Raw genomic sequence first — 25,971 nt, 5'->3', positions numbered from 1 at the left:
TCAGCATCAAAGGGTAACCCCTCATACTCGTATATTGCATGTTGTATAAAATCCTGCTGCTGACAATTTCATGGCAAGGCGGGAATCCACCCACCGACCAGCGGAAGATCAAGAGGACGAGCAAAGATGGCGAATCAACTCAGCGAGGCTGCCCCCGACGTCAATGTGGGGCAACGCCGTGGCACGACAACAAAGGACCTGCGCCGCGTTGTTGCGGCGGCGATGGTCGGATCCGTAGCGGAATGGTATGAGTTCTTCCTCTACGGTACGGCGTCCGCACTGGTATTTGGTACGCACTTCTTCAAGAAGACGGGGAACCCTGTCGACGGGCTGATCGCAGCATTCGCGCTCTACGCCGTCGGGTTCGCTGCGCGACCCATTGGAGGCATCGTCTTCGGCTACTACGGAGACAAGTTTGGTCGCAAGTATCTGCTGCAGGTCAGTCTGGTAGCCGTAGGGATCACCACGTTCCTGATGGGATGCCTTCCCACTTTTGATGCGATCGGATACTGGGCACCCATCCTGCTCGTTACGTTGCGCCTCATTCAGGGCTTTGCCTTTGGTGGAGAATGGGGCGGTGCCGTGCTGCTCGTCAGCGAGCACAGCCCGGACAACCGACGGGGTTATTGGGCTAGCTGGCCGCAAGCAGGCGTGCCGGCGGGCAACCTCGTCGCCACGCTCATTCTGCTTGCGCTGTCGAGTACGCTGCCAGAACAAGAATTCCTTTCATGGGGCTGGCGAGTCGCCTTCTGGTTCTCCGCAGTCGTGGTACTGATCGGCTTCTGGATTCGCCGAAGGGTCGACGATGCCCCGATCTTCAAGGAGTCACAGGAACGCCGGGAAAAAGAGCATGCAACCCAACAAGGGGTTCGCTATGTCCTGCGCTATCACTGGAAAGAGGTACTGATCGGCATTGGCGCCCGCTTTGCCGAGAACATTCTCTACTACATGGTAGTCACGTTCTCCATTACCTACCTGAAGCTTGTTGTCGGTGCGGACACCACACGCATTCTCAAGCTGATGTTCTTTGCCAATGCCCTGCACTTCATGATCATTCCGTTCATGGGCTACCTCTCGGACATCATCGGTCGAAAGCCGGTGTACCTGACGGGCGCAGTCCTCACGGCAGCCTGGGGGTTCATTGGCTTCCCGATGATGGACACCGGCAATGACTGGATCATCATGGCTGCGATCGTATTGGGCCTGGCGATTGAGTCGATGACCTATTCGCCGTATTCCGCGCTCATGACCGAGATGTTTCCAACGAATGTCCGATACACGGCACTCTCGCTGTGCTATCAGATCGCGCCGCTGATGGCCGGGTCGCTGGCCCCGCTCATCGCATTGTCTCTGCTGGAGAAGTACCACTCCTCCACACCGATCGCCCTGTATCTGGTCGCTGCTGCGCTGATTTCGATCATCAGCGTGGGCGCGGCGAAAGAAACGCGCGGCAAATCGCTGCGCGATGTCGACGCCGAAGCGAAAGCGCGCGCAAGCCGCTAACCGGACCACGCCCTGAACGGCAAAGAGCCGCCCCAGTTGGGCGGCTCTTTGCTTTATCCCGCCTCGTCAGCTCATCGCTGGCCAACGCAATGCGAGAAAAACACAGCGAAGACGAGGCTAGCTGACATTACGCCGACGGGAGAGCAAGAAGTTCTTCAGCTCTTCACCCGCGTGTTCGATATGCCGTTTTAACAGTGTGGCGGCGCCCCGCGCATCCCCCTTGCGGCAGAGCTCGACGAGTTGCCGATGTTCGGCTTCGGCAATGTCCCGGCTTGCCGTAGACAAGGAAAGCTGGAGGCGCGTGTAACGGTCCGTCTGCTGGAGCAAGGATGCGACGATACTTGCCGTCTTGGGCTGCTCGGCCCTCGAAAGCAGGAGTTGGTGCAGCGTGGTATTCAGATCGCCCCAGCGGTCTTGCGCATCGGCTTTCAGTTCGCCACTGAACTCGGCCAGAATCGAATCGAGCGCCCTAAAGTCGTCAGCGGAAAGCTTCTTCACCGATTGGCGAATCAGCGTGGGCTCCAGCAGCGCCCGCAACTCAAAAAGCTCGGTGAGCTCATCGATGGAAAGCTCGGACACGATGGCTCCCCTGTGCGGAAGTATCTTGACCAGCCCTTCACTCTCGAGCTGCACCAACGCCTCGCGCAGAGGAATGCGGCTGATCCCGAGTTCGTTGGCCAGCGCGTCTTGCCGGAGTTGATGACCATCCAGGTACTGGCCTGTGAGGATTCGACGTCGGATTTCATCAGCGGCGGCCTCTGCCCGCGTCACATGCCGAAGACCAAGTTTATTGGTGACCATTGGAATTTAACAACGGCACGACCCACCGCCGTTTTGCATATTTTCTACATTCTACAATAGGGTTTTCTTGCCTCAGGTCCGTCGTCGCTCCTGGAGGAACAGGATGAGTTCCTGACCGGCATGTTCAATATGCCGCTTGAGCAATGCGCACGCCTCCCTCACTTCGCCGTGCCGGCACAGTCGGACGAGCTCCTCATGTTCCGCTTTGGCTCGCTCCACTGCGGCCTCGCTGATCGAGAGTTGGACTCTGGTGTAACGATCTGTCTGCCGCAATAGCGACTGAACAAGGTCCAGGGACATGGGTCTGTTCGCACGCGCCAGCAAGATCTCATGCAACTCGGTATTGAGCTCGCCCCACCGATGGGGATGCCGTTCGGCGAGTTCAATCGCATAGTGCCGAAGGATGTCTTCGAGGCGATCGAAGTCATCCTTTGTGAGACGCGGAATCGAATGTCGGAGCAGATGCGATTCAAGCAGCGCGCGCAACGAGAACAGCTCTTCGATGTCCTTCGTCGACAGTTCAGCGACGATTGCGCCTTTGTGGGGAACGATCTTGACCAGCCCCTCATTCTCAAGCTGGACCAGCGCTTCGCGCACCGGGATGCGGCTGATCCCGAATTCTTCCGCGAGAAGATCCTGCTTGAGCTGATAGCCCTCCACCAGCTCGCCTTCCAGGATGCGCCGCCTGAGTTCTTCGGTTGCCGCTTCGGCGCGTGTTGCCGCGCCTAGCGCAGACGTGGATCTTCCGTTCATATCTGTCTCGTGGGTGCACCTGTTCGACCGGGCGCTCAGGGTGGGCTTCGGCCCACCGGCATTCTACTGCCGTCACGTGCGTTGCCGCGGGGTGGCGCCCGGCCGCCAGCCCGCAAATCGTCGCCACGCTGCGCCATCGCCCAATCGGGATGGGCCCCAAGGAAGACAGCGTCCAGCGATGCGATCGAACCAAATACCAAGGAGAGGTTGGGCGCGACACCACCCGCTGAAAACACTGATTCCCGCCCCTGAGGGAGGAAACAGCATCAAGAAGATCGCCTCGGAGAGCGGATGAGCCCGGCCGATACCAGATCAGCGCGCGTCGGCCTCGCCGTCGACGTCGAGATCGCGGTCACGCGATCGCATACCCATCAGCCGCTCGTAGTTGAGAGAAGCATGGAAGCCAAAGCCGTTGCCGCCGGCACGCTTGACTTCATACATGGCTGCATCGGCATTGCGGATCAATGTCTGGGCATCGCGGCCATCGCCCGGGTACAGCGCCACACCCGCGCTCACCCCCATCGACAGCACGTGTCCCTCCACACGGAACGGTGCCTGCAGCTGATCGATCAAGCGCTCGATGGTCTGCTCGACATCGTCGCGCGTGGCGCAGTGCGTGAGGATGGCGACGAACTCATCGCCGCCCAGTCGCGCCACCGTGTCAGACGCACGCAAGCCACTGCGCAAGCGCATGGCCGTGGCCTTGAGGACGAGGTCGCCCACGCCATGACCGTATTCATCATTGACGGGCTTGAAGCGGTCGAGATCGATAAAGACAACGGCAACCTGGCCGCGTGCGCGGCGCGCGGTTTGAATGGCGACAAACAACCGGTCACGCAGCAAGCGCGCGTTGGGCAAGTCGGTCAGCGGGTCGTGCAGCGCAAGGTGATGCGCCTGGTCAAGCATGGCGCGGCGCTTGGTCACGTCGAGCAGCGTACCGCTCACACGCGTGGCCAGGCCGCGTGCATCACGCTCGGTCACACGGCCACGCGCGGCAATCCAGATCCATTGCCCGTGGCTGCCGCGCATGCGTTGTTCAACTTCGAAGCTCTCGGCATCGCCGCGCAGATGGCGATAGATGCGACGCGCACTCAGTGACGCATCCTGCGGATGCACCATCGAAAACCACGCATCAGGATCATTGGGCAGATCCTCGGGTTCGTAGCCGAGCATGTCGGCCGTGCGCCGGTTGAACGACACGTGCCGCGCCCGCGTTGACCAATCGAAGGTACCCAGGCCAGCACCATCAAGCACATAGGCCAGGCGCTGCTCCGAGGCACGCAATGACTCCAGCGCCAGGCGCCGCGCAGTCACGTCCTGCACCTGCACGATGAGGTGCTTGCTTGTGCTTGCACCGCTGCTCTCATGCGCCACCGCAAGATCAGCCTGCACCCACACGGTACTGCCGTCCTGACGCACAAAGCGAGTTTCCATCGACAGCGCTTCGCGTTGGCCAGACAGCAGCGCGTCAACGCTATCGCGCGCGCGTTCGGTGTGATCGGGGTGGCAGAGGTCGAACAGATCGCGCGTGCGCAGGGTCTGCGCTTCATGGCCTGTCAGCGCGCACAGCGCACGGTTCACGTCGAGGAAGCGACCCTCCGGCGCGCACAGGCCGATCCCTATCGGCGAATGTTCGATCGCAGCCTTGTACAAGTGGTGGTCCTCAAGCATGGCGATGCAGTTTCGCGAATGCGGCAGTCCCGGGGGTGGCTGATGTGATGACGGCCATTCCGCCCCAAGGTGCCTGGCAACGCAATGCTTTGCGTTTGGGCGGGTGCGGTGGCGGTCGGCGTGATCCCCGTAACCGGTCTCGTGGTCTGCATGTCCGGCGGTGGCTGGCAGACCGGTCCGCGCGCGTTGCGTGCGCACGAATCGAGGCGGACTATAGAAGCCGCTGGTTAACGGGGCAATCCCTTCCCGCGAGGGGACACGGACCACATGCCCATGCTAGCCCCCTCGTACTCGAAGTCGACGCGAAGGAAACGCGCCCCGCGTCATTCCCGTCAGCGTTTGTCGCTGTCGATTGTCGACAGCCGCCCGGCGACGCCGGACATCTGACAACTCTACACCCGCGCCCTGCGGAGAACAGCTAACCATTTGGTTAGGTCGAAAGGATGCAGCACGCGCCGCATACGTTTGCCTGATACGCGCGCGGGATTCTCCACATTGCGGATGTCTCCACTTGCAGACAAGCCTTAGGCGATCATCCAGAAGAACGAAGCCACGCCAAAAGGGGACGCGCTCCATTACTATTCTTGGATATCGCTTCGGGGGGCGAGTGAACATGGCGAGCCGACGCACGCCCATATGCGCGCGCGGCAAGTGGGAGGTTGTATGGAATTGAGTTTTGTCGCCCCCGGCACGCAAACACACCGCTACGCCTTGAAGCTGGCGGGCCTGCCTGCAGCGTCCGAAGGCACCGAGTCGATCGACCCGGTCTGGATCGACGATGCGCTGACCGCTGCTGTGCGCGTATTTGACGCACACCGCGTGCACTTTGCCGATGCGTACTTCGCCTATCGTGCCCGCGATGCTGCGCAGCATTCTTCACGTGCTGCAGATGTTGCTCAACCCACGCGCATTACCGGCGATCTGCACGATGACACACCGCTGCTTGCGGATACGTTTGCCATTGCGCAGCTTGCGGCACTTGTCTCGCTGGAAGCCGCCGGTGTGGCCGACATCATCGACGTGCATCTCGTAGTCGAGCGCCTGCGCGACGACGGCCCGACACCACCCACCGACAGCATCGGCGAAGTCACATTCACCACCGAAAGCACCCCTAGCCTGCGCAGCGTCGCCAGCCGGCATTGATCGCCAGCGCACACTGACCGGCTCAGCGCGATACATCGGGCGGCCCTCCCACGGCCACCGCATCGCGGAAAGTCCAGTGCCGGTGCACCAGAAAGTTGGAGATGGTGGCAATGGCCGAGGCGAACATCTGCGCGATGAGGTAGTACAGCCCAAGCGCCAGGGCGACCGCCATGATCGTGGCATTGCACCCCAGCGCCAGAAATGCCACGACGCCAAACCGCAGCATCGCGCCGAGATGACCACGCGTGCAGTTGAACATCGCCTGCCGACTGATGAAGTCATTGAGCGCGGCACCGATCACACTGCCCGCCACGGACGCCCGCCAGGGTGAAACGCCCATCTGCACCAGCCCGAATAGCACGACGTAGTGCGCCAGCGTCGCGCCGCCGCCAATCACGACATAGCGCGCGAACTGCGCCGCCATTGCCCAAACGCCCCGCCGAGGAATCGCCGTCGCGTCGTGCCTGCCGTGGAATGAAAACTGCGCCGGATCATGGCAACAGTGCGCGCAACTCCTGTGCCATCCAGGCCGGAAGCGACGCCAAGTGCGCTTTGCGCTTAAAGTTGCGTGACATTTGGCCGTTTAACGTCGTGGGACCCGCGCAGGTGCGGGTGCGCCTTTGCCATGCTTGAACTTCAACCTCTCGACATTCCGCTTGCTATCCCCCTGCCGTGGCCGATGCTGGACGCCGACGGGCAACTGCTCGTACCCAAAGGCGACGTCATCCACTCCCCGGAGGAGATCGACCTGCTGTTCACGCTGCATCGTCCCCACCGCCAGGCTGATGGCTTGCCGCAGCCGGCGCCCGCCTTTGCCAACACGCAGTTCCCGAACACGCTGTTCCCCGACATGGTGGGCGAAGACCCGGACGGGGAACGCAACATCGCCATGGAGCTGCTGGGCCTGCGCCCGGGCGGCATGCTCACCGTACGCCTGACCGCAGGCGCGGGCCAGAGCAAGGGGGCAGCGCGCGTGATGGGCTACAGCCCGCAGCGCCATCTGCTCATCACCATGCCGACCGACAGCGGCCGCGCGGTCATGCCCGTCAAGGATGAGCTGCTGGAGATCCACGCGTTCTCAGGTGAGGGCATCGCCAGTTTCGAATGCACGGTGATGGCGGTATGCCGCATCCCCTTTGAGTACGTCGTGGTATCGCCGCCGCGGCGGATCAAGAACCGCACGTTGCGCAAATCACTGCGCGTGCGCACCAACGTGGTCGGCAAGATGCTGGTGAGCGGTGAGCCGCCGCGCATGATCCATATCTCCGACATCAGCACGACCGGGGCGTCGTTCCGCTCCGCGCATCGGCTGGAAGTCAGCGGTGCACCGGCGCGCATGCGCTTTCGTGTGAAGACGCGCGACTACCACTCAGAACTGGTGGCCGCGACGCTCATCCGCAGCGAAAAGCCGGCCGACCTGCCCAACACCTACCAGTACGGCGTGGAATTCATCGAGTTGGTCGCGGCGCAGAAGATGCTGCTGCAATGCTTTATCTACGAGCAATTGCTATGGGGCGGCCAACGCATGGTGTAAGCCGCTGCATGGTTGCCATAACAGTCAAAACCCAGGCATGAAGACCCGGCACGATCGATATTAATCGTATTTTTATCTGAATTAATTGGGGCTAAATTTATAAAACCGGCGCATGTGATTCTCGCGAAAATCCGCCGGGAATCGGCCACCCACGCCGTGTTTCGGCTTATGATGCCCAGAGGTTTGCCGTAACAACGTTACACAAATGACGGCATGAGCAAACCCGTGCATTTCCGTTTCAAAGGTATTTGCAGGACGATCCCCATTTATGAGTCGCGCACCATCTGTCGCGCCATCAGGTCTGGATCCCATCTCCGAATTGCCGGACCGTGAACGATTCGTCCACCTGCTGGCAGCGATGCCACAGCCCGCTCAGCCGGGCGCCGCGGGGTCGATCGGCGCATTGCTGCTGATTGGCCTGGATCATTTTGCCGAGGCGACCAACACGCTCGGGCCGCTGGCAGCAAGCGCAGTCATCGTTGAATGCGCGGCGCGCCTCAAGGCACTGTGCACGCCCGATGCCGACGGCAACGCGCCGATCGTAGGACGCGTGGGCCATGAGACCTTTGCCATTGCCTCGGCTGAATTTGCCTCTGCACAAGCGGTGCACGATCTGGCACGACGCATCTCCGCAGCGCTCACGCGGCCGTTCATTGCACAGGGCTACGAGCTTGTCTGCTCGTGCAGCATCGGCATGACGCTGTTCGAGAGCACACCCACGGAAGCCGCACGCCTGATCGAACAAGCCGATCGCGCGCTCTACCACGTGCAGCACGGCGGCGAACAAAGCCCCGCGCTATATGCCCCCGCCGCGATGCCGCCGCGTACCGACGGCGCAGCAACGGCAGACGATGCAATCGACCCCGCAGCCGAACACCCGCGTCTTGCAGCACAGTTGCGCCACGCACTGGCACGCCGCCAGTTCAGCCTGAACCTGCAGCCGCAACTGAGCCTGGCCGATGGCAAGATCGTCGGCTACGAATTTCTCCTGCGCTGGATCTCACCCGAGCTGGGCGGCGTGGCACCGGCGGATTTCCTGCCGATCCTGGAGCAGACCGGCGACATCCGCGAGGTCGGCCGCTGGGTGCTCGACAACGCCGCTCAGATGCTCGCAGGCCTGCAGCGCGAAGAGTCCGAACGGGCCGGCCGCGGTGGCCAACGACATCAGCCCAGCGTGCATGCGGCGGTCAACCTCTCGGTAGCGCAATTGCTCGATCCGCAATTGAGCAACATCGTGCGCGACATTGCGGCACGCCACGCGGTGCCGACCACGCGGCTGGTGTTCGAGGTATCAGAGCACACGCTGCTGCGTGTGAATGGCGCCGCCCGGCAGGCCATTGAGGCGCTACACGCATGCGGTGCACGCGTGGCCGTGGAAGACTTTGGCGCGACGTCACACAGCCTGGATTGCCTGGAAGCGTTCCGCCCCGATCAGGTCAAGCTCGACCAAGGCGTTGTCAACGCGGTGGCCGATGCACGCCATCAAGGTGCATTGCAGACGCTGGTGGCCGCAGCCCATGCCGCCGGCGTGCCCGTTACGGCCACGCGGGTGGAAACCGCTGCGCAGCTTCAAGCGCTGCGTGCCTGCCGTTGCGACGTAATCCAGGGCTACCTGCTGTCGCAGCCCTTCCCCGCGCGCTGGATCGACGATACGCAAGGCGTGATTGCCGAGCGCGCACGCGATCTAATGCCTTAAGGCACCACCGCAAAAACAAACGCCCTTCCGCACATACGGAAGGGCGTGTTGTTGGATTGGAGGCTGAAGCCGCGCTGCTTACGCGTGCTGCACGCGGAAGACTGCCACCGCGCTGCGCAGTGCTTCCGCCTGTTCCTCCAGCGATTCCGCAGCGGCCGCCGCCTGCTCCACGAGTGCCGCATTCTGCTGGGTCACCTGGTCCATCTGCGTGACGGCCTGGTTGACTTGCTCGATACCGCTGCTCTGCTCTTCCGACGCGGCGGAAATCTCGCCCATGATGTCGGTCACACGCTTGACGGCCATCACCACTTCTTCGATCACCGTTCCGGCTTCGGCCACCAGCGTGGAGCCGTTCTGCACGCGGCCCACCGAATCGCCAATCAGCTCCTTGATCTCCTTGGCGGCCGTGGCGCTGCGTTGCGCGAGGCTGCGTACCTCACCCGCCACCACGGCAAAGCCACGGCCTTGCTCGCCAGCACGCGCAGCTTCCACCGCCGCATTGAGCGCGAGGATGTTGGTCTGGAAGGCAATGCCCTCGATCACGCCGATGATGTCGGCAATCTTCTTGCTGCTATCGTTGATGCCCGTCATCGTCTCGATAACGCGGCCGACGACTTCCCCGCCCTTGACGGCGATGTCCGACGCATTGACTGCCAGCGTGCTGGCCTGACGGGCGTTGTCGGCGTTCTGCTTCACGATGCTGGTCAGCTCTTCCATGCTGGAAGCGGTTTCCTCCAGCGAGCTGGCCTGCTGCTCCGTGCGCTGCGAAAGGTCCGCATTGCCGGCGGCGATCTGCTTGGTGGCGCTGGCGATCGAGTCCGAGCCCGTGCGCACCTGCCCGATGATCTGCTGCAGGCTCGTCTGCATCGAGGACACCGCGTGCATGAGACGTGCGGTTTCATCGCGGCGACCGGCAGCAGTCTGCCCTTCCATGCGTGTAGCCAGGTCGCCCGAGGCCATGCGCTCGAACACCTGGATGGCGCGCTCCAGCGGGCGCACCACGGTACGGCCCAACACGCCACGCGCCACCACCGACAGCACCAGGGCCGCCAACAGCAGGCCGCCGGAAATCCAGATGCTCATGGTGTAGCGCGACTGCGAGTTATCAAAGCGCGTCTTGCCATATTTGAAGCGCGCCCCGACCAGCGGCCCCAGCGCCGTGTCGTAGTCGACAAACAGCTTCGGTACCTGAGTCGTGTTCAGTTCGCGGTAGGTGGTGAGATCACTGCGCTCCAGCGCGGCAATGGCCGGCTCCAGCGCCGTCTTCACGAACTTGGTGCGTGCGGCATCGGCAACTTGCAGTTGGGCGCGATCGGCATCGGGAATCGGCAGCTTCATGAACTCGGCCCACGCGTCGTTGGCCGTGTTGACCATCGTGTGCGCGTCGGTCAGCAGCTTTTTCAGCTCTTCCGGAGACGACACCGAATCAAAATTGGTCAGGTGAATACGCGCCCACAGCAGGTTGATGGTGTCCTTGGCCAGCAGGTCGAGCCCCTTGGCGTCTTCCAGATACACGGCGCGCAGGTCGTCATTCGTCGCCCGCCCCGTGGAGATGCCCGCAAAGCCCACCACCGCGATCATCACGGCAAACACCGCAACCAGCATCGTCAATCGTGTCCGAATGCTCGTGTCCATCCACTTCCACATATGTATTCCCCCGTCTGGTTGGCCGTCAGGCGCTGTCTTGTGCTCTTTTTTCCGGCGTTGGCGCGCCGGTTGGTTGGCACCCGTTTCACTCCTGAAATGTCCTAACGGCAGGGGCCGACGGAAGTAGAGACTCCCCCCACGAATGTCCGGGATACGCCGCAAGTGATACGCAAGACTGTCAAAAAGATGCGCCCGGCACACCCAACGGGCGTGGGGTGGCACTAAAATGCGGTCTGCGCCACCGGACGGGTGGGCAATCACGCGAAACCGTGCAAGATTGCGCGGTAGGCCGCACTACTCACAAGGGGATCAAGATGAAGAAACTGATTGCACTGGTGGCCCTGGGCTGCGCTGTACTGGCTGGTTGCAACACGATGGCTGGCATGGGCAAGGACATCCAGTCGGGTGGTCAGAAGCTGGAGAACGCCGCCGACAACACGAAGCAAAAGATGTAATGCGAGATTGGCCGAGGCGATTGCTCAGCCAGACTTGAAAGACGCCGCACCCAGCGGCGTTTTTTCTTTCCGGACGCCCCCGCCCCTCTCAAAGCAATTCTTCCGGCGTGAACGGCGCCAGCATCTGAATCCACATGCGACGGCCAAAGCCGACATCCGGTTCGTGGTCGACGACAACTTCCTTGCCGTTTTCGTGCGCGGTCCAACGCAACTGGCCGTTCACCTTGGTGACGCGGTAGGCGCTGTTGCCAACCGCACCATCGAATAGCCTGGCGACCGCCTGCGACAGCACGGGACTGCGGATGACCAGCCCCGTTTCGGTATTCAGCGCAATCGAGCGCGGGTCAATGTTCATCGACCCCATGAACAGCACGCTGCGATCCAGAATGACGGACTTCACATGCAGGCTCGCCTGCGCCGAGCGGAAGGTGCCGACACCCTTCGGGCGCTCGCCCAGCGTGGGACGCAGTTCATACAGTTCGGCACCACTATCGATGAGCGCGCCGCGATATTTGGCATAGCCCACATGCACAATGGGTGCATCGGTAGCGGCCAGCGAATTGGTCAACACACGCAGATGCACGCCCCGGTCGTGCAAGCCCTCGGCCACCGTCACCCCGCGTGTGCCCGGAACAAAGTACGGTGAAATCAGGATGACCTCATGCTGAGCCTCATCAACCAAGTGCATCAAGGTCTGGGCGAGACGCTCGCCGCCGGGTTCGACATCGTCGCCGGACACCTTGGCGGGGCGATCAACGATCACCTTTGCCGGCGCCCACTCCAGCCGCAGGCGACCACGGGCAATCTGGTCGGCCAGGAACCAGTCGCGCGGCGCAGGCCGCAACGGCAGTGGGTCCACCGGCGTGGTACTCGCTAGATCCGTCTGGTTAAGCAAGCGCCGCTGTTCGGGGTCGGTGATGCGCCGCGCCGATTCCTGCGGCCCGGACGCGGATCCCATGTCGATTGGCTCGGTCGGCACGTCGATGCGCTGCAACGGTGCTGCCGGCCGGGCTGGCACGGTCACGGGCGGTGGGTAGTTCCCGTCTTTCTGTTCGGGCGGATGCGCGTCGCTGCGCTCCGGCACCAGCGCCTCCACCGGGTAGGCGAATTCGCTGTTCCAGTACGCATCGAACGCCGCTGACAGTTGCCGCACCGCTGGTCCTGCGGCCAGCACATCCAGATCGACGAAATTGGTGGTCTTGTCCTGCGTGAAATACTCGGCGCCCAGGTTGCGACCACCGGTCACAGCCAGCGCGTTATCGGCAATGAACGCCTTGTTGTGCATGCGTCGGTTGACGCGGCGGAACTCGGCGGCGCCGCTCAGGTAGCGCGTGAAGTTCGACATACGGCCGCCGGGAAACGGGTTGAACAGCCGCACATCGATGTTCTTATGTGACGAGAACCGCAAGAACGCCAGATCGCGGCCATCGCTGTGCAGGTCGTCAACCAGCACACGCACGCGCACGCCGCGCTCCGCAGCGGCCAGCACATGGCGCATCAACTCACGCACCGTGTTGTCGCTTTCGATGATGAAGTACTGTAGGTCCAGCGTGCGCTCTGCGCGGTCGGCCAGCGTGAGCAACGTGGCATAGGCCTCCTCACCGGACGGAATCAGCCGAAAGCCCGAGACGTCACCGGAAGGAGCATTCGACTGTGCCAAGCGCCCGAGCGACGTGGCTGTCGCCGCGTTGGGCAGTGCCGTAGTCACGGGCCGTTCAACCTGCTCCGGCAGGCTGGCGCAGGCAGCCAGCAGCACAGCAACCAGGCTGATCAGCCAGGCGCAGCTGCGCGTGTTCGAGATGTGGGAGCGGCCTTGCATGGTCTTTGTTGCGTTTCGCTACGCTGGATCGACAGGACGGTAACTGCACACCAGCATACGGCGTGCCTGCCAGACTGCGCTACGCCCGCGACCGGACAACGCGTCTCCGTGTTTGTCCGACGACACCCAGGGCGTGTCAGAATGCGCACATCGTCGTGTGCCGGGCCGAGCCTTCGTCTCCCTCCTCAATGCCGACCAGTACCACCGCGTTTTTTGCCAGCTTCCTCTTCCTCGTGCACTGTGTGGGCGTGCTTGCGGCCATGCATGCGGTGCTCACCGTGCGTACCTCGCAGGGCGCCATCGCCTGGGCCATCTCGCTGGTCACGCTGCCCGAGTTCACGCTGATCCCCTATCTGATCTTCGGGCGCAGCACGTTTGCCGGCTACGTGGATGCCCGACGCTTCCACAACGCCCGCCTGCGCGAGATCACCCTCTCCGACGATTGGCGCAGCCTGCGCGACCATGAATCCAGCGTGGTCGCGCCGCAGCATGCCAGCATGCAGGCCCTGCCGCGCCTGACGGGCATGCCGTGCCTGTCGCGCAACCGCGTCCGCCTGCTGGTGAACGGTGCCGAAACCTTCGAGGCCATCTTTGCCGCTATCGCCCAAGCGCGCCGTGTGCTGATCGTGCAGTTCTTCATCGTGCACGACGACACACTCGGCCGCCGCCTGGCAGAGCTGATGCTGGAGCGGGCCCGCGCCGGCGTGCGCGTGTACTTCCTGTTCGACAGCATCGGCTGCCATGCCCTGCCACGCAGCTACGTGCAGCGCCTGACCGATGGCGGCATCCATGCCAAGCCGTTTGCCACGCATGGGGGCTTCGTCAACCGCTTCCAGCTCAACTTCCGCAACCACCGCAAGCTGGTGGTGGTGGACGGCGAGCGCGCCTACGTGGGCGGGCACAACGTCGGCAACGAATACCTGGGCGAGAAGCCGCCGCTCTCGCCATGGCGCGACACCCATATCGAGATTGCCGGTGCGGCGGTCATGGACCTGCAGCTCACCTTTGCTGAAGACTGGTACTGGGCTGCGAAAGAGGTGCCGCAACTGATCGTGCCCGAACAGCGTCCGGTGGAAGACATGGTCTGCCAGGTGGTCGCCAGCGGCCCGGCCGACAAGCAAGAGACCTGCTCGCTGTTCTTCATGGAGGCCATCCAGTCCGCACGCAGGCGGCTGTGGATCACCACGCCGTACTTCATTCCCGACGAGGCCGTCTTTGCAGCGCTGCGCCTGGCTGTGCTGCGTGGCGTGGATGTGCGCATCCTGATCCCGTCGCGGCCGGACCATCGCGTGGTGTTCCTGGCTTCGACGCTGTATGCGCATCAGGCCATCCGCGCGGGCGTGAAGATCTACCGCTACCTGCCAGGCTTCCTCCACCAGAAGGTCGTGCTGATCGACGACGACGCTGCCGCCGTGGGCAGCGCCAATCTCGACAACCGCTCGTTCCGCCTGAACTTCGAGGTGATGGTCATGACCGCCGACCCGCGCTTCGCCAGCGATGTCGCACACATGCTCGAAGCCGACTTTGCCGAAGCTACCCGCATCGGCCGTGACGAGTACGAACGCGCCCACCCCGCGCGCCGCGTGATCATGCACGTGGCCAAGCTGTTCGCGCCGATCCTGTAGCGCCCCGTCGCCCTCACCAGAATTCGCCCGCAAGAAGCGGAGCGCCACCACGCATCGCCGTCCCTAACCTGAAGCCCTATGCCTTCAGGAGACGTGCGATGCCCGCCCCCCTTGATTCATCGATCACCCGCCTGCCCTCCGGCTTCAACCGGCTGGCGGGCTCCAACCTTGCAGCGCAGTCCGCCGAGCAGATTGCGCTGGCGGCCATGCCCATGGTGGCGGTGCTCACCCTGCATGCCGACGCCAGCACCGCGAGCTGGCTGCAGGTAGCGCTCACGCTGCCGTTCGTGCTGTTTGCCATTCCCGTCGGCATGCTGGCGGACCGCTGGCCAAAGCGTACGCTGATGGCGGGGGCGGAAGCCGTGCGGGCGGTGGCATTGTTCGTGGTGGCGGGGTTGCTGGTGGCCGAGCGATTGAACCTGGCGACACTCGGCTGGCTGGGCTTTGTCGCTGTCTGCGGTACGGTGGTGTTCAGCGTGGCCGCGCCGGCATTGGTGCCGTCATTGGTGGCACCTGCGATGCTCTCGCGGGCCAATGGGCGCATCGAACTGGCGCGCACCGTAGCGTTTGCGTGTGGGCCCGCCATTGGCGGCGCGCTGATCGGCTGGACGGGTGCCATGGTCGCGTTCGTGTTGGCAGCAGCACTGTCGGCAATGGCGGCTGCGCTGCTGGCGGGTGTGCCCTCACCCGTGCCTGCAGCACGGCGTACGACGCATCCGCTGCGGGACATTGCCGAAGGCGCGCGCTTCGTATTCCATCACCCGTTGCTGCGGCCTGTGTTCATCACGCAGTGCCTCTTCACGATGTCCTTTTTCATGGTGCTCGCGATCTTCGTGCCGTATGCCGCGCACCGGCTTGGGCTGTCTGCGCAGGCGATTGGGCTGACGCTGGGAATGTACGGTGCAGGCATGGTGATCGGCGCACTGTTGGCGGCACGCATCCTAGCGCGCTGGCGTTTCGGGACCGTTGTGGCGACGGGGCCTGTGTGCGGTCTGATGGGCGGTGCGCTGCTGGCGGCCACGCTCTGGCAACCGTGGCCGGCGCTGGCGCACGCGGGGTTCTTCCTGCTCGGCAGCGGGCCGATTCTGTGGGTGGTCAGCACGACGACGCTGCGCCAGACCGTAACGCCGCCTGCGTTGCTGGCGCGTGTGTCCGCCGTGAATGTGATGTCGTATGGCGCACGACCGGTAGGCGCCGCGCTGGCCGCATGGCTCGCGGCGCAGGCGGGTGTCGGTGCGTGCCTGCTGATGGCGCTCGCGGGCTTTGCACTGCAGCTGCTGTGCATCCTGCAATCGCCTGCGGTGCGGTTAGCCCATCAGCCGAAAGCGCACGACACCAACACCGCGTTCAACCCAACCTGACGCTATGGCGTCTGTGCTTGCGCATCGCGCCACGCGCGCGGCGTCATCCCAAAATGCGCGATGAACCAGCGCGTGAATGACGCCTGCCGCGTATAGCCAAGCAATGCAGCCACGCGCCCGATCCGGTAGCTCGGGTTGGCCATGTAGCGGACAGCAAGGTTGTGGCGCACTTCCTCCACCAGTTCGGAGAACGTCGCGCCTGCGGCCTCCAACTGCCGCTGCAAGGTGCGCGCACTCAAGTGCAGATGCTCCGCCACCTGCTCCACCGAGGCGCGCTCCAGCGGCAGCAGCAGATACACGGCGCGCCGCACCTCCTGCACCACCGCATCTGGGCCCGACACGTTGAGCGGCTCCGCCAGGCTTTCCGCATAGCGTACGAGCGCCGGATCGGCAGCGGGGTTGGGCGTCTCCAGATCGGCCGCCGCGCAGACGATGCCGTTGAAATCCGCATTGAACACGATTGCGCAGCCGAACACACGGCGATGCAGGCTGGCATCGGCTGGTGCCGCGTGCGTGAAGTGAATGCCGCGCGGCTTCCAGTGCGTGCCCAGCAGCGCGCTGCACACCCGGGCCAGCACGCCCACCGCCAGCTCATTGGCCTGGCGCAGCGGCACCGGCGTCTCGGTGATGACCTCCTCGCGAATGACGACCATGTCGCCATCCGACTCCAAGGAGATCGCCAGCGCCTCGTTGAGAAGATGACGGTATTGGATGATGGCCTGCAGCGCCTCGCGCAGCGTGCGCTTATGCGCGAGCAGCAACCCGAGCACACCGAAATCCAACTCTTGCCGCGCCTCGGCCATCTGCAAACCAAGCGTCGGACACGGCGCGGCGGCGGCGGTGATCTCCATCAACTGACAGGTTGCCACCACGGGCACAGGCAACTCTGGATCGGCTAGCTTGGCCGGATCGAGCCCCACCTGCCGTAAGACCTCCTGCGGGTTGAAGCCGAGCCGCCGCACGACCTGAAAGTAGCCGTTAAGCGACCGGGCACGCACCATCGTTTCCATGGATTTCCGCCGTTGTCGAACTGCCTTGGTGTTTACACGGAATGGCGCATAAAGAGAAAAACTTGGCGCCAAATGAGAAATTCAAACTTACCGCTTCCCTATAGTGAAGTCCACCAGAGACATCCCCTACAGGAGCGCCCGACATGCAATTCCTCGACGATTCGCTGCACCCCGAGAACCAGGACAAGGTTGTCATTACCGTTGCGCCGTACGGCCCGGAATGGATGCCGGAGGATTTTCCGGAAGACATCCCGGTGACGATGGAAGAACAGGTGCAGAAGGCCGTGGATTGCTACAACGCCGGCGCCACCGTGCTGCACCTGCACGTGCGCGAGCTGGACGGCAAGGGCTCCAAGCGGCTGTCGAAATTCAACGAGCTGATTGCGGGTGTGCGCGCCGCAGTACCCGACATGATCATCCAGGTGGGCGGCTCGATCTCGTTTGCGCCGGAAGACGAGGGGCAAGCTGCCAAGTGGCTGTCGGATGACACGCGCCATATGCTGGCCGACCTGACCCCAACGCCTGATCAGGTGACGATGGCCATCAACACGACGCAGATGAACATCATGGAGCTGCTGTATCCGGAATACCTGGAAGGCACCTCCCTGTCACACCCCGCGCTACAGCAGGCCTATCGCGAAATGACCGTGCCGGCTGGCCCGCAATGGCTGGAAGAACACCTGCGCCGCCTGCAGGCCGCCGGCGTGCAGCCGCACTTCCAGCTCACCGGCATCCATGCGATGGAGACGCTGGAGCGCCTGGTGCGCAAGGGCCTCTACAAGGGTCCGCTCAATCTCACGTGGATCGGCATTGGTGGCGGTTTTGACGGCCCCAACCCATTCAACTTCTTCAACTTCATCCACCGTGCACCGGACGGCTGCACGCTGACGGCGGAGTCGCTGCTCAAGAACGTGCTGCCGTTCAACATGATGGCCATGGCAATGGGCCTGCATCCGCGCTGCGGCATTGAAGACACCATCATCGACCAGCACGGCAACCGCATGACCTCGGTGCAGCAGATCGAGCAATGCGTGCGCGTGGCCAAGGAGTTGGGGCGCGAAATCGCCAGTGGCAAGGAGGCACGCCAGATCTACCGCATCGGCACCTGGTATGACAGCGCCGAGGAAACGCTGGCAGCCCACGGCATGGCCCCCAACCGCGCGCCGAACGTCAAGAACCTGCCGCTGCGCGCGGCCTAAACTAGAAGACGCACTTTCACTGGGCCCAACACAGGCGGCGCTCAACGCAAGCGCCGCCACTCGGAGACAACCATGAATCTGCATGCCGCCGACCCGCGCACAGACCACCACGACGACTACCTTGTCAGCCGCCCCCAGGCATGGTTTGCGTTTGCAATGACCTTTGCGCTGATGCTGTTCGACTACATCGACCGGCAAGTCATCGTGTCGCTGTTCCCGCATCTGAAAACGGCCTGGGCGCTGTCGGACAAACAACTCGGCGCGCTGGTCTCCGTCATCTCGATCGTGGTGGCAGTGGGCGGCTTGCCGGTGGCGCTGCTGGCCGACCGCTTCAGCCGCGTCAAGAGCATCGTCATCATGGCGACCGTCTGGAGTCTGGCAACCATCTCCTGCATGTTCACGCGCAACTACGGGCAACTGTTCACCGCACGCGCCATCGTGGGCGTGGGCGAAACCGGCTACGGCTCGGTGGGCGCAGCACTCATCGCCAGCCTCTTCCCCAAGCGTCTGCGTGCCACGTTGATGGGCGCTTTCTTTGCGGCGGCGTCGGTGGGTTCGGTGCTGGGCGTACTGCTGGGCGGCGTGATTGCCGCACGCTGGGGCTGGCAAGCAGCCTTTGGTGTGGTGGGCGTGCCGGGGTTGCTGCTGGCGCTGCTCTACGTGTTCGTGCCGGACTACAAGACGGTGGCGATGACACCGGGCAGCACGCAGACGCGGCAGTCCGCCGGCACGCTCCTGCAGCGCGTCGCTGGCGCGCTCACTGGTTCGCGCACGCTGTGGTGGACTTGCCTGGGCGCGGCGTTCCAGCTGATCGTCGTATCGACCATCTGGTCGTGGCTTCCGAGCTATCTGAACCGCTACCACGGCACACCGCCGGAGCGTGCAGCCATGCAGGCTGCGCTGGTGGTGCTGTGCGGTGCGCTGGGCGCGTTCGTGTGGGGCGTGGTGGCCGATATAGTGGCGGCACGCCGTCAGCGCAACCGGCTGATTGCGGTGGCTGGCCTGGCCATCGTGACGCTGCTGGTGTTCGTGACGGCCTTCGGCACGGCCATGCCGCCCAACCAGCAGTTCCTGCTGATTGCCGTTGGCGGTTTTCTCATGACGTGCACGGTGGCGCCGGCTTCCAGTGTGGTGTTCGACGTAGTGCATCCGGGTGTGCGTTCGACTGGGGCGGCGGTGCTGTCGCTGTTCCAGAATCTTTTCGGCCTGGCGATCGGCCCGTTCGTGGGTGGCGCCATGTCCGATGCGTGGGGCCTGCAAACCGCGCTGGCCGTCATGCCGCTCTTCGGTGTGGTTGCAGCGGGCTGCTTCCTGCTGGCCGCACGCAGCTATGAGGCTGAGCTGAAACGCGTGGCCAACGTATCGCTGGACGCAGCGCCCACCGCCACCCCAACTGCCGTGGCCTCTGCATAACGGCCTGATTCCGCTTGAGTTCCACTTAACGCGCGCCGCCTCCCAAGGCAACCCACTCCCTCTCCGCTTTGACCGCGACTCGCACAGCGAGCCGTGCGGGCGGCGCGCACCCCAAACATCTGAGAAAAACCAGGAGACACACATGGCAACTGCAGTCCGCTTTCATGAAACCGGTGGCCCCGAAGTCTTGCGTTGCGAGACGGTTGAAGTCGGCCAGCCTGGCCCCGGCCAGGTCCGCCTGCGCCACGAAGCCGTGGGCCTCAATTTTGCCGACACGTACTTCCGTTCCGGCCTCTACCCGGTACCGCGCCCGGCCGGCATGGGCGTTGAAGCTGCAGGCATTGTCGAAGCTGTGGGCAACGACGTGACCAACGTTGCCGTAGGCGACCGCGTGACCTACACCGGCTTCATCAACACGCTGGGCGCCTACAGCACCGAGCGCCTGATTCCCGCCGCGCCGCTCATCAAGCTGCCGGATGCCATTGCCTGCGAAACCGCCGCCGCCATGACCATGCGCGGCCTGACCTCGGCCTACCTGCTGCGCCGCATCTATCCGTTTGCCAAGGGCGACACCGTCCTGCTGCACGCGGCCGCGGGCGGCGTGGGGTTGATCGTCTCGCAATGGGCCAAGCTGCTTGGGCTCACAGTGATCGGCACGGTGTCGAGCGAAGCCAAGGCGGACGTCGCCCGCGCGCATGGCTGCGACCACGTCATCAACTACGCGCATGAGGACGTCGCCAAGCGCGTGCGCGAGCTGACCGACGGCGTGGGCGTGAACGTGGTGTTGGACAGCGTGGGCAAGAGCACCTTCGAGGCCTCGCTCGATTCACTCAAGCGGCGCGGACTGATGGTGTGCGTGGGCACGGCATCAGGCCCGATCCCCCCGTTCAATCCGCAACTGCTGGCGATGAAGGGCTCGCTCTACATGACACGCCCGGCGCTGGCGGACTACATTGCCGATCCGGCTGAGAAAGCCGAACTGGCCGGCGAACTGTTCGACCACGTGGCAGCCGGCCGCATCCAGATCGAGATCCACCAGCGCTACGCATTGGAAGAAGCCGTGCAGGCGCACCGCGATCTCGAAGCACGCAAGACGACGGGCTCGTCCGTCTTCGTCATCTGAGGTGCCGTCATGCGTGTCGAACCACTGTCCAACGCGCTCGGCGCTGAATTGATTGGCGTGCAACTGGCCGATGCCGTGCAAAGCGACGACCTGTTTGCGGAGATCCGCGCCGCACTGCTCAAGCACCGCGTCATCTTCCTGCGTGATCAGGCGCTAAGCCGTGCGGAACACGTTGCCTTCGCCCGCCGCTTTGGCGATCTGGAAGACCACCCCGTGGCCGGCAGCGACCCGGAGCACCCCGGCCTCGTGCGCATCTACAAGACACCCGAGCACCCGAACGACCGTTACGAAAACTGCTGGCATTCCGACACCACATGGCGCGAGGCGCCGCAGTTCGGGGCCGTGTTGCGTTGCGTGGAATGCCCGCCCGTGGGCGGCGACACCATGTGGGCCAACATGGCACTCGCCTATGACAAGCTGCCCGACAACGTGAAGCACGAGATTGCCGACCTGCGCGCGCGCCACAGCATCGAAGCCAGCTTTGGCGCCGCCATGCCGATCGAGAAGCGCCTCGCACTCAAGGCGCAGTACCCCGATCCGGAGCACCCCGTGGTACGCACGCACCCCGAGACCGGCGAGAAAGTGCTGTACGTGAACGGCTTCACCACGCACTTCACCAACTACCACACGCCGGCACGCGTGCGCTACGGGCAGGACGCCACGGGCGGCGCGGCAGAGCTGCTGCGCTACCTGATCAGCCAGGCCTACATCCCCGAATACCAGGTGCGCTGGCGCTGGAAACCCAACAGCGTCGCCATCTGGGACAACACCGCCACGCAACACTACGCGGTCATGGATTACCCGCCGTGCCACCGGAAGATGGAGCGCGCCGGGATCATCGGCAGCAAGCCGCTCTAACGACCGCCGGGGCACTTGGCACACCCAATGCACCCAGCGGCGACCACACCAAAAGAGGAGACCCTGCAACATGAAGAGCAAGCACATCGCCCCCATCGCACCGATCGCTCTGCTGGCCTGCGCCGGCGCGGCCTATGCGCAATCAAGCGTGACGCTGTATGGCGTGGTGGATACCAACATCGAGTACGCCACCAACCTGCCGGGCGCCACACCCGGCAGTTCAGGCAACCGCGTGTCCATGCAGAGCGGCGGTCTGTCCGGCTCGCGCTGGGGCCTGCGCGGCGTGGAAGACCTGGGCGGTGGCCTGAGCGCGCTCTTCGTGCTGGAGAGCGGCTTTGCGAGCGACACCGGGCAATCGCAGCAAGGTGGCCGCCTGTTCGGACGTCAGGCGTACGTCGGTCTGAAAAGCAGCACGGTGGGCCAGTTCACCTTCGGCCGCCAGTACACGACGCTGTTCCAGTTGCTGGCCAACTTCGAGCCGATGGCGTACTCCACCCAGTACGAACCCGCTGCCGTGCAGACGGGCGTCAACTTCCGCTCGGACAACACCGCCATGTACACGGGCACCTTCGGCCCGGTCACGGCACAGGCGCACTACTCCTTCGGCACCGGCGCACCAAGTGCCAACCCAACCGGCGGCGGCAACGGCGAGGTCCCCGGCCAGGGCCGGCGCGACAGCGGCTATGGCACAGGCGTGGCGTATTCAGCCGGCCCGATTGGCGCGACGCTGGTCTTTGACCAGTACAACCCGAGTGTGTCGCTGGGCGGCGGTGCATTCAGTTCAGGCACCGTGCGCAAGGCAGCCATCGCGGGCAGCTACCTGTTTGGCGATGTCGTCAAGATCATGGGCGGCTACCGCTGGGGCCAGAACAAGAACGCCAACGGCAGCGTGGCCCTGCGTGACGACTACTACTGGGCCGGCGTGAACTACCAAGCAACCAACGCGACGACGCTGTCGCTGGAGTACTCGTACCAGAAGATCAAAACGATCAACAGCGCGCCGTCCACACAACCCAATCCGTGGCAGGTGGCCTTCATTGCCGACTACACGTTCTCCAAGCGCACTGACCTGTACCTGACTACCGCTTACGCGCGCAACGCCGGCCTGGCGCTGGACCAGGCCACGGTGGATCTCAACGCCACCGGCTATGGCCTAGCCACCGGCAAGACCAGCATGGTTGGCGTGGCAGTCGGCATCCGCCACAAATTCTGAGCAGTCAACACCACGGGAGGCGGCTACCGCTTTTTGGGCCGTCTCCCCGGTCGGCGTTCGAGGAGGGCAACCTCCTCGCTTTTTTGCAAGCTTCCGTTCTTCGCCCATGCAATCTCAAACCACTCCGACGATCCTCATGGTGCCCGGCCTGCGGGACCACGTCGCCAAGCATTGGCAGACGCTGCTACAAGCCGCACTGCAAGCCAAGGGACACAAGGCTGACTCGGTGCCACCACTGGAAGCCGACAAGCTCAGTTGCGCGGCGCGCGTGGCGGCGCTGGACAAGGCGATCTCCGCCATTGATGGGCCCGTGATTCTGGTGGCACACAGCGCGGGAGTGATGATCACCGTGCATTGGGCACGGCGTCATGCGCGCAGCATTCTCGGCGCACTGCTCGCAACGCCGGCTGACCTCGACACGCCGTTGCCGTCAGGGTATCCGACGCACGACGTGCTGCAGAAGAACGCTTGGCTACCCTGCCCGCGCCGTCCGCTGCCGTTTCCGAGCATCGTCGCGGCCAGCCGCAACGACCCGCTGGCGTCGTATGAACGCACTGCAGGCATGGCGGCCGATTGGGGCAGCCGGCTGGTCGATCTGGGAGACGTCGGACACTTGAACCCGGCAGCCGGTTTTGGGCCGTGGCCGGAAGCACATGCACTCATCGATGCCCTGCGCTGAATCAGCGGGCAGCCTGCCGCGCACCGTGTCGATTCCCGTGGCAGAACTGTCACCGGGTCAGCGCAGGCTCGTATTTGTGGATGGCCGCAGCCTCGTGCTGTTCAACATTGATGGCACGGTCTACGCCATCGACAACACGTGCCCGCATCAAGGGGCATCGCTGGCCAATGGAAAGCTGGAGGGCACGCGACTGCAATGTCCGGCGCACGGGCTGCGCTTCGATCTGGCCGCGAGCGACACAGCAGCGCTGTGCCTGAAGCGCTTTCCGGTCAGCGCTGCCGACGGCATGCTGACCGTAAAGCTGGAGGACCCGCCGCCCACTGCATAACAGCGGTGCGGCGAGTGTGGCATCACACCATCCGGCGGATACCGAAGCGTTGCGCGCGGCGGCGCCACACCAGGCCGTAGTACGCGCCCTGCATCACGAACATGGCGATGAACGCAGCGGGGTACGCCGCCCAGATGCCATCGGTACCGATATGGCGGCTCAACATCCACGCCACCGGCACCTCCACCGCCGCAATGGCGATGATGGAGATGGCCGTGGGTGCCATGACCGTGCCACTGGCGCGCATCACGCCCGAGAACACGCTCGCCATGCCGAAGATGACCGAACTCCACAGCGAGATATGCAACAGGCTCTGAGCCAGGCTCATCACTTCGGTGTTGGAGGTGAACCAGCCAATCACAGAGCGCGAGAACAGCAGCGCGAGCACCACCAGCAACCCGGTGATGGCCACGTTGAGCATGAGCCCGGTACGGGTGATGGCATCGAGCCGGTCCGTATTGCCCGAGCCGATGGCCTGCGCCCCCAGGATCGACGCCGTAATGGCAATCGACATGGCCGGGAACTGCACGTAGCTGATGATCTGCGTGCCGGCGCCGTAGGCGGCGGTGGCGTCCGACCCGAAGCTGTTGACGAACGACAGCAGCGCCAGCTCTGCAATCGAGATCACCACAAGCTGCACGCCGGTCGGCACGCCGATCTTCAGGACCGTCCTGAGCACGCCAAAGTCGACCCACAGATGCCGCGCCAGCACCGCATCCGGCGCGAGCGGATGGTTACGGCGGCGCAGGAAGAACGCCAACCAGATCAGTGCAATCGTGAACGAGATGATGGTGGCCACCGCACCGCTGGCCACGCCCAGTTGCGGCAAACCGAACCAGCCGCGAATGAACGTCGGGGTCAAGACCAGCCCGATCGATGTAGACAACGCCAGCGTGCGCAGCGGCGTGCGCGTGTCACCTACGCCGCGCATCATCGCCGTGGCGAGCAGGTACACGAACAGGCCCGGCATTGCGTAGAGCATGACGCTCGCGTAGAGCGTGGCGTCCTGCAAGATGTCGGCCGGCGTGCCGAGCCAGCGCAACAGCGCCTGCGCAAACGGGCCGCCCAGCAACGCCACCGCCAGGCCCACGGCAAAACCGACCGACAGCGTGGTGCCCGCCACGGTCTTCACCGCCTCAGGTTTCTTGGCGCCCCACGCCTGCCCGATCAACACCGCAGCCCCCGAGCCCAGCCCGATGATGAAAGCGATGAAGAAGAACAGGATCGGGAAGAACGCCGATACCGCGCCCAGCGCCTTCACGCCCAGCATGTGCCCGACGTAGACGTTGTTGAGCGTGCCCGACAACGATTGCAGGATGTTGGCGAGAATCAGCGGCCCGAGAAACGACACGAACGTCCGCCACAGCGGACGCGCTGCAGCGGGATGGGATTGGGGGGTACTCATACGGTTTGTTGTCCTTCTTCTTGTATGGAGGTGGCCGCTGCAGCAAAGGCGCGCTGCGCCAGCCCGCGCGCATGGTCGCGCACGTCGACAGGCCAATGTTCGGTGCAAGCGGTAAAGCGTTCGGCATCGCCGGCAAACAGCGCGCGCAACGCATCTTCATAGGCAGGCGCGTTGCCCGCCATGGCCGACAGGAAACCATACGCGACATCGGTTGCCGCACGCTGACGATCGCGTGCTTCGGTCGCACGGCGTGCGGCTTCCACGAGCTTGCGCAGCGTTACCGACGCCCCGCCTGGCTGCGAGGCGAGCCATTCCCAATGACGTGGCAGCAACGTCACCTCGCGCGCAGTTACGCCCAGCTTCGGGCGGCCAGGGCCGCGCGGCGGTGCCGGTTCTTCGGGGATCTCGGGAACGGATTGGACGAGAAGCCGCGCCAGCACATCACCAACCGAGCCACGCAGGTCGAGCTCGACCACATCACTGGTGGCATCGTCAAAGACGAGCACGGCAGCATCGGCATGGTGGTCGACGTAGGCTTTGACCGCTTGCGCAACGTCACGCAGCGGGCCGGCGGCAACGCGCCGCGCGCCGGCAAACGCCGTACAGGTCACAACCGATGCGGGATGCATGAACAGGCTCCAATCAAACAAAGGAGCCGATTCTACCCGGATTTAATTTGACGTCAATATTACCCGGGTGGAATTTGTTGGCACCGGACAAGAGCTACGTCCCCTG

Annotated in this window: 23 protein-coding genes; 14 read left to right on the top strand and 9 right to left on the bottom strand. The window is 63.8% G+C overall.

What is annotated here, in order from left to right; translation table 11 throughout:
* Nucleotides 1–126: 126 nt before the first annotated feature.
* Nucleotides 127–1,503, top strand: coding sequence for a fosfomycin efflux MFS transporter AbaF (gene abaF / locus PI87_RS15200; protein ID WP_039598535.1), 1,377 nt, complete (start codon nucleotides 127–129; stop codon nucleotides 1,501–1,503).
* A 117-nt stretch (nucleotides 1,504–1,620) separates the two neighbouring features.
* On the opposite strand, the gene PI87_RS15195 is transcribed toward abaF, so the two are convergent.
* The 3 genes from PI87_RS15195 to PI87_RS15185 form a co-directional block, all read right to left on the bottom strand.
* Entirely contained in the window at nucleotides 1,621–2,304 is a 684-nt protein-coding gene (locus PI87_RS15195; protein WP_039598534.1) for a GntR family transcriptional regulator, read from the bottom strand.
* Between the two features lie 72 nt (nucleotides 2,305–2,376).
* Nucleotides 2,377–3,057 carry a GntR family transcriptional regulator gene (locus tag PI87_RS15190; protein ID WP_039598533.1) on the bottom strand — a complete coding sequence of 227 codons (681 nt, stop codon included), beginning with the start codon at nucleotides 3,055–3,057 and terminating at the stop codon, nucleotides 2,377–2,379.
* A 312-nt stretch (nucleotides 3,058–3,369) separates the two neighbouring features.
* A complete protein-coding gene (locus PI87_RS15185; protein WP_039598532.1) occupies nucleotides 3,370–4,728 on the bottom strand; it encodes a diguanylate cyclase domain-containing protein in 1,359 nt (452 codons plus the stop codon).
* 663 nt (nucleotides 4,729–5,391) lie between these two features.
* Here PI87_RS15185 and PI87_RS15180 point away from each other — a divergent pair.
* Nucleotides 5,392–5,871 (top strand): hypothetical protein, encoded by a 480-nt coding sequence (locus PI87_RS15180; RefSeq protein WP_039598531.1) that lies wholly within the window; start codon nucleotides 5,392–5,394, stop codon nucleotides 5,869–5,871.
* 22 nt (nucleotides 5,872–5,893) lie between these two features.
* On the opposite strand, the gene PI87_RS15175 is transcribed toward PI87_RS15180, so the two are convergent.
* Complete coding sequence (locus PI87_RS15175; protein ID WP_084209974.1) at nucleotides 5,894–6,295, bottom strand: GtrA family protein; 402 nt, start codon at nucleotides 6,293–6,295, stop codon at nucleotides 5,894–5,896.
* Nucleotides 6,296–6,496: 201 nt separating this feature from the next.
* On the opposite strand from PI87_RS15175, the gene PI87_RS15170 reads away from it, so the two are divergent.
* Together PI87_RS15170 and PI87_RS15165 are read left to right on the top strand one after the other, a co-directional pair.
* Nucleotides 6,497–7,405 (top strand): flagellar brake protein, encoded by a 909-nt coding sequence (locus tag PI87_RS15170; RefSeq protein ID WP_039598530.1) that lies wholly within the window; start codon nucleotides 6,497–6,499, stop codon nucleotides 7,403–7,405.
* A 268-nt stretch (nucleotides 7,406–7,673) separates the two neighbouring features.
* The gene (locus PI87_RS15165; protein ID WP_039598529.1) at nucleotides 7,674–9,101 is read left to right on the top strand and encodes a bifunctional diguanylate cyclase/phosphodiesterase; all 1,428 of its coding nucleotides are present in this window, start codon (nucleotides 7,674–7,676) and stop codon (nucleotides 9,099–9,101) included.
* Nucleotides 9,102–9,179: 78 nt separating this feature from the next.
* Here PI87_RS15165 and PI87_RS15160 read toward each other — a convergent pair whose 3' ends face one another.
* Entirely contained in the window at nucleotides 9,180–10,748 is a 1,569-nt protein-coding gene (locus PI87_RS15160; protein ID WP_039598528.1) for a methyl-accepting chemotaxis protein, read from the bottom strand.
* Nucleotides 10,749–11,062: 314 nt separating this feature from the next.
* On the opposite strand from PI87_RS15160, the gene PI87_RS15155 reads away from it, so the two are divergent.
* Nucleotides 11,063–11,203: an entericidin A/B family lipoprotein gene (locus PI87_RS15155; RefSeq protein ID WP_039598527.1), complete on the top strand. Its 141-nt coding sequence runs from the start codon at nucleotides 11,063–11,065 to the stop codon at nucleotides 11,201–11,203.
* An 88-nt stretch (nucleotides 11,204–11,291) separates the two neighbouring features.
* On the opposite strand, the gene PI87_RS15150 is transcribed toward PI87_RS15155, so the two are convergent.
* The gene (locus PI87_RS15150) at nucleotides 11,292–13,022 is read right to left on the bottom strand and encodes a phospholipase D family protein (protein ID WP_039598526.1); all 1,731 of its coding nucleotides are present in this window, start codon (nucleotides 13,020–13,022) and stop codon (nucleotides 11,292–11,294) included.
* Between the two features lie 188 nt (nucleotides 13,023–13,210).
* On the opposite strand from PI87_RS15150, the gene cls reads away from it, so the two are divergent.
* On the top strand, nucleotides 13,211–14,647 hold the full coding sequence (cls, locus tag PI87_RS15145) for a cardiolipin synthase (protein WP_039598525.1): 1,437 nt from the start codon (nucleotides 13,211–13,213) through the stop codon (nucleotides 14,645–14,647).
* Between the two features lie 98 nt (nucleotides 14,648–14,745).
* Nucleotides 14,746–16,008 (top strand): MFS transporter, encoded by a 1,263-nt coding sequence (locus tag PI87_RS15140; protein ID WP_039598524.1) that lies wholly within the window; start codon nucleotides 14,746–14,748, stop codon nucleotides 16,006–16,008.
* A 2-nt stretch (nucleotides 16,009–16,010) separates the two neighbouring features.
* On the opposite strand, the gene PI87_RS15135 is transcribed toward PI87_RS15140, so the two are convergent.
* Complete coding sequence (locus PI87_RS15135; RefSeq protein ID WP_039598523.1) at nucleotides 16,011–17,018, bottom strand: AraC family transcriptional regulator; 1,008 nt, start codon at nucleotides 17,016–17,018, stop codon at nucleotides 16,011–16,013.
* A 143-nt stretch (nucleotides 17,019–17,161) separates the two neighbouring features.
* Here PI87_RS15135 and PI87_RS15130 point away from each other — a divergent pair, with 143 nt between their 5' ends.
* The 7 genes from PI87_RS15130 to PI87_RS15100 all read left to right on the top strand — a co-directional run bounded on the left by PI87_RS15130 (nucleotide 17,162) and on the right by PI87_RS15100 (nucleotide 23,831).
* Nucleotides 17,162–18,217: a 3-keto-5-aminohexanoate cleavage protein gene (locus tag PI87_RS15130; RefSeq protein ID WP_039598522.1), complete on the top strand. Its 1,056-nt coding sequence runs from the start codon at nucleotides 17,162–17,164 to the stop codon at nucleotides 18,215–18,217.
* 72 nt (nucleotides 18,218–18,289) lie between these two features.
* Nucleotides 18,290–19,630 (top strand): MFS transporter, encoded by a 1,341-nt coding sequence (locus PI87_RS15125; RefSeq protein ID WP_039598521.1) that lies wholly within the window; start codon nucleotides 18,290–18,292, stop codon nucleotides 19,628–19,630.
* A gap of 142 nt (nucleotides 19,631–19,772) precedes the next feature.
* Nucleotides 19,773–20,753 (top strand): quinone oxidoreductase family protein, encoded by a 981-nt coding sequence (locus PI87_RS15120; RefSeq protein WP_039598520.1) that lies wholly within the window; start codon nucleotides 19,773–19,775, stop codon nucleotides 20,751–20,753.
* 9 nt (nucleotides 20,754–20,762) lie between these two features.
* Entirely contained in the window at nucleotides 20,763–21,611 is an 849-nt protein-coding gene (locus tag PI87_RS15115; protein ID WP_039598519.1) for a TauD/TfdA dioxygenase family protein, read from the top strand.
* A 70-nt stretch (nucleotides 21,612–21,681) separates the two neighbouring features.
* Entirely contained in the window at nucleotides 21,682–22,824 is a 1,143-nt protein-coding gene (locus PI87_RS15110; protein WP_039598518.1) for a porin, read from the top strand.
* A 106-nt stretch (nucleotides 22,825–22,930) separates the two neighbouring features.
* Complete coding sequence (locus PI87_RS15105) at nucleotides 22,931–23,503, top strand: RBBP9/YdeN family alpha/beta hydrolase (RefSeq protein ID WP_039598517.1); 573 nt, start codon at nucleotides 22,931–22,933, stop codon at nucleotides 23,501–23,503.
* Complete coding sequence (locus PI87_RS15100; protein ID WP_198139563.1) at nucleotides 23,490–23,831, top strand: Rieske (2Fe-2S) protein; 342 nt, start codon at nucleotides 23,490–23,492, stop codon at nucleotides 23,829–23,831. The genes PI87_RS15105 and PI87_RS15100 overlap by 14 nt, the downstream gene beginning before the upstream one ends.
* Nucleotides 23,832–23,853: 22 nt before the next feature.
* On the opposite strand, the gene PI87_RS15095 is transcribed toward PI87_RS15100, so the two are convergent.
* Nucleotides 23,854–25,236 (bottom strand): MATE family efflux transporter, encoded by a 1,383-nt coding sequence (locus PI87_RS15095; RefSeq protein ID WP_039598516.1) that lies wholly within the window; start codon nucleotides 25,234–25,236, stop codon nucleotides 23,854–23,856.
* On the bottom strand, nucleotides 25,233–25,865 hold the full coding sequence (locus tag PI87_RS15090) for a DUF2239 family protein (protein ID WP_039598515.1): 633 nt from the start codon (nucleotides 25,863–25,865) through the stop codon (nucleotides 25,233–25,235). The genes PI87_RS15095 and PI87_RS15090 overlap by 4 nt, the downstream gene beginning before the upstream one ends.
* Nucleotides 25,866–25,971: the final 106 nt, after the last annotated feature.

The sequence above is a fragment of the Ralstonia sp. A12 genome, assembly GCF_000801955.1.
Taxonomy (GTDB): domain Bacteria; phylum Pseudomonadota; class Gammaproteobacteria; order Burkholderiales; family Burkholderiaceae; genus Ralstonia.
Note: the sequence above shows the minus strand (reverse complement) of the source record. Positions and strands in the feature narration are given on the sequence as shown.